This is a genomic window from Pelovirga sp. C15f, assembly GCF_057178085.1.
Map to the genome: position 1 here is coordinate 1 of NZ_JBXUCV010000014.1, position 8,906 is coordinate 8,906.

Consider the following 8,906-nt stretch of genomic DNA (forward strand, 5'->3'; position numbering starts at 1 on the left):
GGGATTCGAAGCGCAGCGAGCGCTGACTGAATGTCAGAAAAGCTGCCAGGACGGCCGCGTCAGCGAGCGGAGGGGAGCCGACGCAGGAGCCCGCGTGATGCGGGTGACGTAGTGGGCGAATCCCCCTGGGGACGCCACATTGAAGCGCCTCTTTCGAGTCATCGGAGGAGGCGTTTTCTTTTGGAGGTTGGCTGGGGGTTGGTTGGGGATGTGTCGGACCTCCTTGACTCTGCCTCCCAATAAGTTAGAATCCGTAAAATTCGATTGGAGGCCATTCAATGCCAGAGGATTACCGTTATAATAAGTTGCCAATTACACCCTCAATAATTGAAGAAATTATTGTCGGACAATTTAATGGTATCTTGGCAAAACGTGATGAGATAGTAAGCAAAGTTCTTGATTATCATCTTTCAAATGGAGGTCTGGCTCCTGAAGCACAAGACTTTACTAGGTCTGTTAAAAAAGCTCTTTCACGTATGTCTGAAAAGGGAATCGCACTTAATAGATCGTATGGAATATGGGAGATAAACAAAGGGGATGCTCCTAGAGTTGTTGAGGAAACTGAAGAAACGCCTGATGATATTACGATAGAGGACATCCCGACTCATGCTTCATTTGGGAATGGCCTAAACGCAGTTTATCTATATTATTTTGAAAATTATAAAAAACTTGCGGAGCTAAAAGGAGAAGCTTCATGGCCATGTAAGATCGGTAGAACTGATCGCGACCCATTTATAAGAGTACTTTCTCAGGCTTCTACTTCATTGCCAGAGAAGCCAATAATTGAATACGTTATCAAAGTTAATGATTCAGCGTTACTTGAGTCAATGATTCATTCTTCTTTAAAATTACGCAATAAACAATTAAAAGATGCCCCAGGATCTGAGTGGTTTCTAACTAACCCAGAGGAAGTTTTAGAAATAATTAAATTTATCAATAGTGAAATTCTATTATAGAAATCAATCCAGAATAAAGTACTTTCATCTTCATGAAAAATTCAGATTGATTCTTTACCCCCTAAAGCTTTTTCTACTGAAGAATCAAAGCAGTATCTATTTTCACCCTCAATAAAAAAAAACACAATTCCTTATTTTTACTTTTGAATCTCTGAAATCGTAATTTAAGTAAGTTTTTGAAGTTGCACTATTGAAAATATTTTCATAACTAGTAGCTGTTGAATTTTTAATCATTTCTAAATATTCGTTTTTTTTCTTCAATTTGACAAAATGTCACAACAATAAAATATCCATTTTCTAATGGAAGCCTTGATATTTCTACCTGACTATCTTCAAAGTTTATTTCCTCATTGTCTTTTATGTTCATTTTATAAACGACTATAGTGACAGCCTTTCCGGCATCGCACTGAAACCAATTGATTTTTTTCATGTTTTTTATTTGAGAGTCATCTAAATGTGAATGCGGGAAAATTATTTGAAAAAGTCTTACTAGACCAAAGTCCGGCAGAATAGTCGGGACATTCCATTGATCATAAAATCTACTCTCACCTCTCCATCCGGGATCGTCCAGAAGCGTCTTTCTCATCTCACTGGTTAAACCACACTGGCATTGTCCACTTTCATGAAAACATATTTTATATTGATTAGTTATGCCTCGCTTTCCAAGATAACAATCATTTTTATATGTCCAAATCCTCCAAACCGAGGAATGTAGCCCTTGAAGATTTTTTACGCAAAACCTGAAAGTATGCTCTTTAGCCATGGATAATAAACCATCAGCGATCTTATAAGGATGTTGTTCTCAAAATTTTAAGAACTCAGAATATGCTTTTAGGCTATCACACCCCTGGCATCAGAGCCCACCTTGTGTGCCTGCCACCCATACAGACCATCAATCATATCAGTTACAACAAAACACACAACCCCGCCCTGATCCCTGAGATCGGGGCTTTTTTATTGCCCACGAAAGGAGCCCTATATGATCCGCATCAACAACTGGCAAGACCTGTCCCTGATCGAGGACGATCCCGAACTGTGGCGGGAAGCCTACGGCTACCTGTCCGTCTGCGCCTATGAAGTCAGGGAATACGGCGACGAAGATGATCTCGACATCAACCTCGCCATCCTGAAGGAAGAAGAACGTGACTATGCCGAAGCTCTCGGTCCCCCGGAAGAAACCGTCCTGACCCGGATTGAATGCAACGGCAATGTCCGCCACTTCCGCCGCCTGATCTTCCCCACCGAAATCATCCTCATCGAAGAATCCACTCAGTAAAATCCCCCGTCCAAACCGTTCCACAAACCAACCCCGTACCAACCTCACCATGCCAAGTTTCCGCTCGTTTCATTCGTATGCCGCAACCCCACCGGTCTGTTCAAAAGATCTCTGAGCAGACGTTCTTTGTCCTAGGCGTTGGCGACAAATCCTTTCTTCCGCAAATCTAATCTTTACCTCTTGTTCAGAGCCTTGTTCAAAAAAACTTTTATTATTAACTGAAAGAAACTGTCTATCTATTTACAAAAAAAAGGAGTAAATAGAAAAATCTCTGACACTTAAAGGCATAGAGAAAAGATGGTTTTTAGCTCGCCAATATTTCTTTTTGTTTTCCTCCCAATATTCCTTTTTGGATATCATCTATTATTTTCTTTAATAAAACTCTCTAAAAACACAAAAATACAAAACTTTCTTTTAAGAACCAGCAACATTTTTATTCTCTTTTCTTCAATATTATTTTATTTTTGGGGTGAGGCATGGCTTGTTCTAGTCATGCTTGCATCGACAGCAATAGACTACTTATGTGGAATAGTGATCGGATCTACGAATAAAGAAAGATTTAGAAAATCATTTCTTACACTATCAATAGTAAGCAATTTATCTTTTCTAGCATTTTTCAAATACTTCAACTTTGGTCTTAATAGTTTTAATTCAATAACTTCTTCAATAGGATTTCATAGCTGGCAGATAAATAACTTTATAGAGATTGCATTACCTCTTGGCATTTCTTTTTACACATTTCAAAGCATGAGCTACACCATAGATGTGTACAGAAGAGAAATCGAGCCGACTCGTAATTTTCTTGGATTCGCCTGCTTTGTCACGATGTTCCCTCAATTAGTGGCAGGGCCGATTGTTCGCTATAAAGACATTTCTAAACAAATTTTTCAACGCACTATCAGCAGCGAATTGTTTACTTCCGGCTGTATCCTTTTCATCGTAGGGTTGGGTAAAAAGGTCCTTATCGCCAACACTGTAGCTGTGCCTGCTGACAAAATTTTTGGCCTTCCCTCTGAATTGTTAACTCCTGAATTGGCCTGGCTTGGAATCGTTTGCTACACCCTTCAGATTTACTTTGATTTTTCCGGCTACTCTGACATGGCAATCGGCCTTGGAAGGATGTTGGGTTTTACCTTCCCAATCAATTTCAACTATCCATACGCTGCAAGATCTGTTCAGGATTTCTGGCGACGCTGGCACATATCCTTGTCAAGCTGGTTCAGGGACTACCTGTACATTCCGTTAGGTGGTGGACGTGGCAATTCTGCCAGGGTTTACTTCAACCTTGTTCTAGTTTTTCTTTTATGTGGATTATGGCACGGCGCATCTTGGGTGTTCGTCATTTGGGGGCTCTACCACGGAGCGTTTTTGATAGCTGAGCGACTTCGTCTTTCAATCTGGCTGGATCGATTATGGCTACCTATTCGCCACATCTATGTCATCTTGGTCGCCATGGGAGGATGGGTTTTGTTCAGGTCCTCTTCTTTTGACCAAGCGATGATATTTTACTCCGTCCTGGCGGGATTCTCACCAGGAGAGGCCTATCCCTTCAATATTCACATGTATCTAAACAGCGAGATCCTTTTAGCAATTACTATAGGCACATTATTTTCTTGGCCTATTGTTCCATGGATTTCAACATGGCTAGAAAAACTATATGAACAAACATCTGTCATCGTCGGGAATACATCTCACATCATCTATTCGGGGGCTAAGATAATTCTTTTCCTTTCAATAACACTTCTTTCTTTGGCAAGCATTTCCAGCGGTACCTACAACCCGTTTATTTACTTTAGATTTTAGGCCATGTATGAAAGATAAACACAAAGCAAACCTGATAATCTCAATTTTTTTTATCCTGATAATTTTCCTTCCTCTTGGCCTGCAAGCGTTCCCGCGACTCAAATCGTCATTCCAAATCAATGAAAAGAGAACTTTAACTGAAAAACCAAATCTTTCTATCAACACGATATCTACATTTCCAAAGAACGCTGAAAGTTACTTTAATGACACTTTTTTGTTAAGAAACTTTTTTATAAGCTTGAACAGTATAATTAAATTCAAAGCTTTAAAATCATCCAGTTCTCCAAAAGTGCTCATTGGAAAGGAGGGATGGCTTTTTTATAATGGAGAAGAGGCAAAAGATGGAGCATCTATATCAAATCACTTGGGACTTCTTCCTTATGGCTATGAAGACATTTTCAAATCATATAAATCAAATCTTGAAGCTAAGCAAAAATATCTAGAAGCAAATGGAATAAGCTATATATTTGTTATAGCACCAGAAAAAAGTTCAATTTATCCAGAGTATCTTCCTAGCGGATATTCGAACAGCGCAAGGAAAAGCAACACTGATTTACTTGTTGAATACCTTAAACAGTATTCAGCGGTATCAATTCTGGACTTAAGACAACAATTAAGATCTATGAAGATAAATGGTCAAGCACTATATTATAAAAATGGCACGCATTGGAATAATCTAGGAGGCTTCTTTGCCTACAATGCAATTTCAAATCATTTATCGACTACGCATCCATCAATCAAACCCAGAAGTCTTAAAGATTTCTCAATAAAGCAATTAATAACTGATGCTCCAGGAGATCTCGGTGCAATGCTCGCCCTATCCAACTACGAAGATCTGGAGTATATTCTGACACCGAATATTCCATACTCTTACTCACATGTGTCTGGATCTGAGAATGAACGAAACCCACAGATCTACTATAAAAACGCCAAAACCCTACCCAATGCAATTGTCTTTAGAGATTCATTCATGCAGGCGGTAAAACCTTATTTGTCTGATGATTTCAATTACGTAGTCTATCTTTGGATGCAATGGAGAACCAACCAAGACATTCAGCAATGGATAGCGATTGCGAAACCAAGTGTTGTCATTGAAGAACGAGTTGAAAGATACCTATTACCGGGCGTAATATTTTAAGGTTTAAGTTGCCCCTGACTTGTTCCTCCGGCAGCACTGCGATGCTGTGAACATTATTGAGGGTGCATTGATCAGGGTCCGGTTCAATGTGTCGGTTTGGGGATAATTCAACTTTTTCCGGGTTCGGTTCGGGCATATCACGTGATAATGGCCTGCCTTGGTTGTCCACCCTCCCTTAGTGCGAACCTGAAAAAGCTCATGATAACGTACGATTGATCTACACAACTCTCCACTAAAAATCTAATTGTAAAATGGATTTAAAATTGCATAATTTGCTCGGATACTACAACCACCGAAAAGCTGGTCTTGTTGCGAGAAAAGGCATCCGGTGAAAAGACAATCGTAAAATTTTAGAGAATCGTCGTTGTCGGCCTGTTGCTGAACGGTGGTTATTTCAAGACTAAACTAAGGGGGTCTATGTTCTACTTATCCATCGGCATTGCCACACTTCTGCCGCTGATCGGAATTTTCCTGTCGGATGCTCCTGCCATCTGGCCGCTGTCGGTTCTCTTTTACAATGCAGGGCTTATCCTTGTCCTTGGATCATCTTCCAAAACCAAATCGGCAACGGCGGCATTTGCTGTAATTTTTTTTCCACTTATCATTCTCGAAACTGCCTACTTTATCAGTCAGTATCTACAGGGGACCGGCTTCAACAGTGCCTTTTGGTATCATCTGCGCCCTGATGTCATTCATGCCGGGATCGGTGAATACCTTTGGTTAGCAGCATTGGTCCTTGGCATCTTCTCAAGTCTGTTGTTCTCATTTCATAGGTTCAGCACAAAATTCAATTACGCAGGAAAGAAAGTCGTTGTTGGCGGTATTGGTCTATTTTTGCTGGGGCTCCTAATTTCACCATCTGCCACATCATTAAGCGTAGCACTTCTCTCTCCTTCCCCGACCGATCATGTCGATCTTTATGCAGAGTTTCCTGAACTGGCCAACAATTCAGTCAGTGCAAAGTTTACAGGGGAAGAAAGAAAAAACGTTGTCTTTATCTATTTGGAAGGACTTGATCAGAGATTTTTTGATGAAAATATGTTTCCAGAGTTGCTTCCGGAACTACAAAATATCAAAAATCAGTCTCTTGTATTTAGTGATGTTACACAAGGTATTGGTGCCGGATTTACCATGGGAGGTATCGTTGCCTCTCAATGCGGATATCCATTAGTGGGACGCCACAACATTTCCGGAAACAGTTTTGGCCTCTATGACAACTTTTTGCCCTCAGCAACTTGCCTGGGAGACCTTTTAACTGCGAATGGATTCCAAGTATCTTTCATGGGAGGGGCTGATGCACGCTTTGCTGGAAAGGAAAAGTTTTTAAAATCTCATGGCTTTTCAGAAATAATTGGTAAAAATGAAATTCTCACCCTTCTAGGGGAGTCCATTCCACTTAATACATGGGGTGCTTATGACGAAACCCTTCTAGAACTGGCCTTTGCTAAATACCTTGATCTGAGTTCAGATCCAGATCCTTTTATGTTGACGATACTTACCCTCGATACTCACAATCCAAATGGTTATATTTCACCATCTTGCGGAAATTACGCAGCAGGTGACAACTCAATTTTGAACGCAGCTCATTGCACTGACACCTTGGTTAGTCGCTTCGTCCAGAAGATTAGATCTTCTCCTTATTCGGCTCAGACGATCATTGTGTTACTCAGTGATCATCTTGCCCTCAGAAATACCGCAACTTCATTATTAGAACAATCAGAAGAGCCTGAAAACCTAACGTTCTTTATCAACTTTCCGGATGGACAATCAGAAATCAACTCAAATGCTGGCATACATTACGACATTGCGCCCACCGTTCTTGACATGATGGGTTTTGAACTTCATGGACAATTAGGATTCGGCTCTTCCCTTCAGCGATCCCCAGGATATCTGATTCAACGTTTTGGGAAAAATGCGTGGATGCAAAAAGAAACACAACTCAAAGAAATTGCCTCAACATTATGGGAAGATGAAGAGGTGTCTCTCTTAAATAACAGTATTTCATTTAACTTAAACGATCTTAGCCTGTCATTTGGGGATCGGGAGTTCAGTCTTCGATCTGTAGGTGATTCACAAATACCTGAATCAGCAGTGTTCATATTTGACAGCAAATCTCTCGCCTTAAAAAAGGTATACTCATTTCAATTTTCCAGTGGAGTTGACAATACAACCCTCGGAAAAATCTTACTTCAAAATAAAGATGATTTAGCCTTTACAGTCAGTTACAACGTGAACTTGCAGGGTTTTTGTGAGGAGAGCAAATTTCATCCACTGGAATATTGTTTTTTTCTAGGCAAACCCGGAGCGAACCAATATCTGACTTCTCCGGTAAGAGGAAACTTCAATGTCCCAAAAGAAATTATTGAGGCCTTAAGTAGCTCTCTAGAAAATCCTACCCTCATTCAAACAAGGGAAAAATTACTCGAAGAATTTTCGTTACCTCGCATTTATAAGGGGATGTCTCCACCTACGTATATTGCTCATGCCGGAGGAGGAATTGATGGAGAGACCTACACTAATAGTCTCGAAGCCCTCAACCTGAACTATGATTCAGGACATCGGTTTTTCGAGATAGATTTCTCCTGGACTAGAGATAGCCAACTTGTTGCCATTCATGACTGGAATGAATCCCTTGAAAGACGTTTTCATAGACCGGATAAGCCGGGAACACAAACAAGAGATGATTTTTTGAAGCTCGAACCGAAAAACGGACTGACCCAACTGACCCTGCAGGATGTGCTTCAATGGGCTAAGCAAAAAGGAGATGCCTACATTGTTACGGACATTAAAAATCGGAATGTGGCCGCACTCAGAAAAATCAGGCGTGAATATGGCGAACTTTCCAAGCACATTATCCCTCAAGTGTATAACTACACCGAGTATTACGAGACTCAGGCGATGGGATACGAAAATGTCATCCTTTCCCTGTATCGAATGCAGACCAACTTGAATGAACTGGTAAGTTTTGTTGCTGCCACAGAGCCTTTTGCTCTGACTATGCACTATGCACTGGCTGAGGATGGATTGGCTCAAATACTAAAATCGTGGAAGATTTTCAGCTACGCTCACACAGTCAATGATCCAGAAATGCAAGCGAAACTAATTGAAAAAGGTGTTGGCGGCATCTACACGGATTTTTTAACGCCTCCTCGGTAGCTACGCTAGATTTTTCAGATGGAATCCCAGGTTGCCTCTGAGTTGGCCCGAAGCCACTGAACGACCTCAGTTGGCGGAACTCGAAACCGTCAACTTTGCTGTCTATACATGGTGCCACAACAGAGTGTGAAAAACTTTTAAACAGATGGCCATTGTATAGATCTTGTATTATGGCAATTGCTTACCCGGTTGCCCCTGAGTTGGACCGAAGCAACAAAACTCACTCAGATGGCGAAACCCTAAGCTACCGTTTTCACTGTCTATTCCAGGCTTCACGACAGAGTGTGAAAAACTTTTAAACAGATGGCCATTGATATAGATCTTGTATTGTGGCAATTCCTAACCAGATTGCCCCTGAGTTGGCCCGAAGCAACAAAACTCACTCAGATTGAAAAACCCTAACCCATCATATTTACTGTCTATTTTAGGTTTCACAACAGAGTGTGAAAAACTTTTAATCAGATGGTCACTGGTTCGATCCCAGTCCGGCTCACCACACAAAAAGTACCACCTGCGGGGTCATTTCCCGCAGGGGCTTGAGTTTCAAGTCCCTATCGTCTAGCCTGGCCCAGGACAC

6 protein-coding genes are annotated in these 8,906 nt (G+C 41.0%); 5 read left to right on the forward strand and 1 reads right to left on the reverse strand.

The features are described 5' to 3' along the window. Positions 1-278 precede the first annotated feature (278 nt). Positions 279-956, forward strand: coding sequence for a GIY-YIG nuclease family protein (locus tag AC1931_RS15260; RefSeq protein WP_483878138.1), 678 nt, complete (start codon positions 279-281; stop codon positions 954-956). A gap of 226 nt (positions 957-1,182) precedes the next feature. Here the strand turns inward: AC1931_RS15260 and AC1931_RS15265 are convergent, their stop codons facing one another. After that, positions 1,183-1,719 carry a hypothetical protein gene (locus tag AC1931_RS15265; protein WP_483878139.1) on the reverse strand — a complete coding sequence of 179 codons (537 nt, stop codon included), beginning with the start codon at positions 1,717-1,719 and terminating at the stop codon, positions 1,183-1,185. A 216-nt stretch (positions 1,720-1,935) separates the two neighbouring features. Here AC1931_RS15265 and AC1931_RS15270 point away from each other — a divergent pair, with 216 nt between their 5' ends. The 4 genes from AC1931_RS15270 to AC1931_RS15285 all read left to right on the forward strand — a co-directional run bounded on the left by AC1931_RS15270 (position 1,936) and on the right by AC1931_RS15285 (position 8,329). Continuing rightward, the gene (locus tag AC1931_RS15270) at positions 1,936-2,232 is read left to right on the forward strand and encodes a hypothetical protein (RefSeq protein ID WP_483878140.1); all 297 of its coding nucleotides are present in this window, start codon (positions 1,936-1,938) and stop codon (positions 2,230-2,232) included. 297 nt (positions 2,233-2,529) lie between these two features. Further along, the gene (locus tag AC1931_RS15275; protein WP_483878141.1) at positions 2,530-4,035 is read left to right on the forward strand and encodes an MBOAT family O-acyltransferase; all 1,506 of its coding nucleotides are present in this window, start codon (positions 2,530-2,532) and stop codon (positions 4,033-4,035) included. A 7-nt stretch (positions 4,036-4,042) separates the two neighbouring features. Next, positions 4,043-5,173 carry an alginate O-acetyltransferase AlgX-related protein gene (locus AC1931_RS15280; protein WP_483878142.1) on the forward strand — a complete coding sequence of 377 codons (1,131 nt, stop codon included), beginning with the start codon at positions 4,043-4,045 and terminating at the stop codon, positions 5,171-5,173. Between the two features lie 417 nt (positions 5,174-5,590). Continuing rightward, positions 5,591-8,329 carry a sulfatase-like hydrolase/transferase gene (locus AC1931_RS15285; protein ID WP_483878143.1) on the forward strand — a complete coding sequence of 913 codons (2,739 nt, stop codon included), beginning with the start codon at positions 5,591-5,593 and terminating at the stop codon, positions 8,327-8,329. Positions 8,330-8,906: the final 577 nt, after the last annotated feature.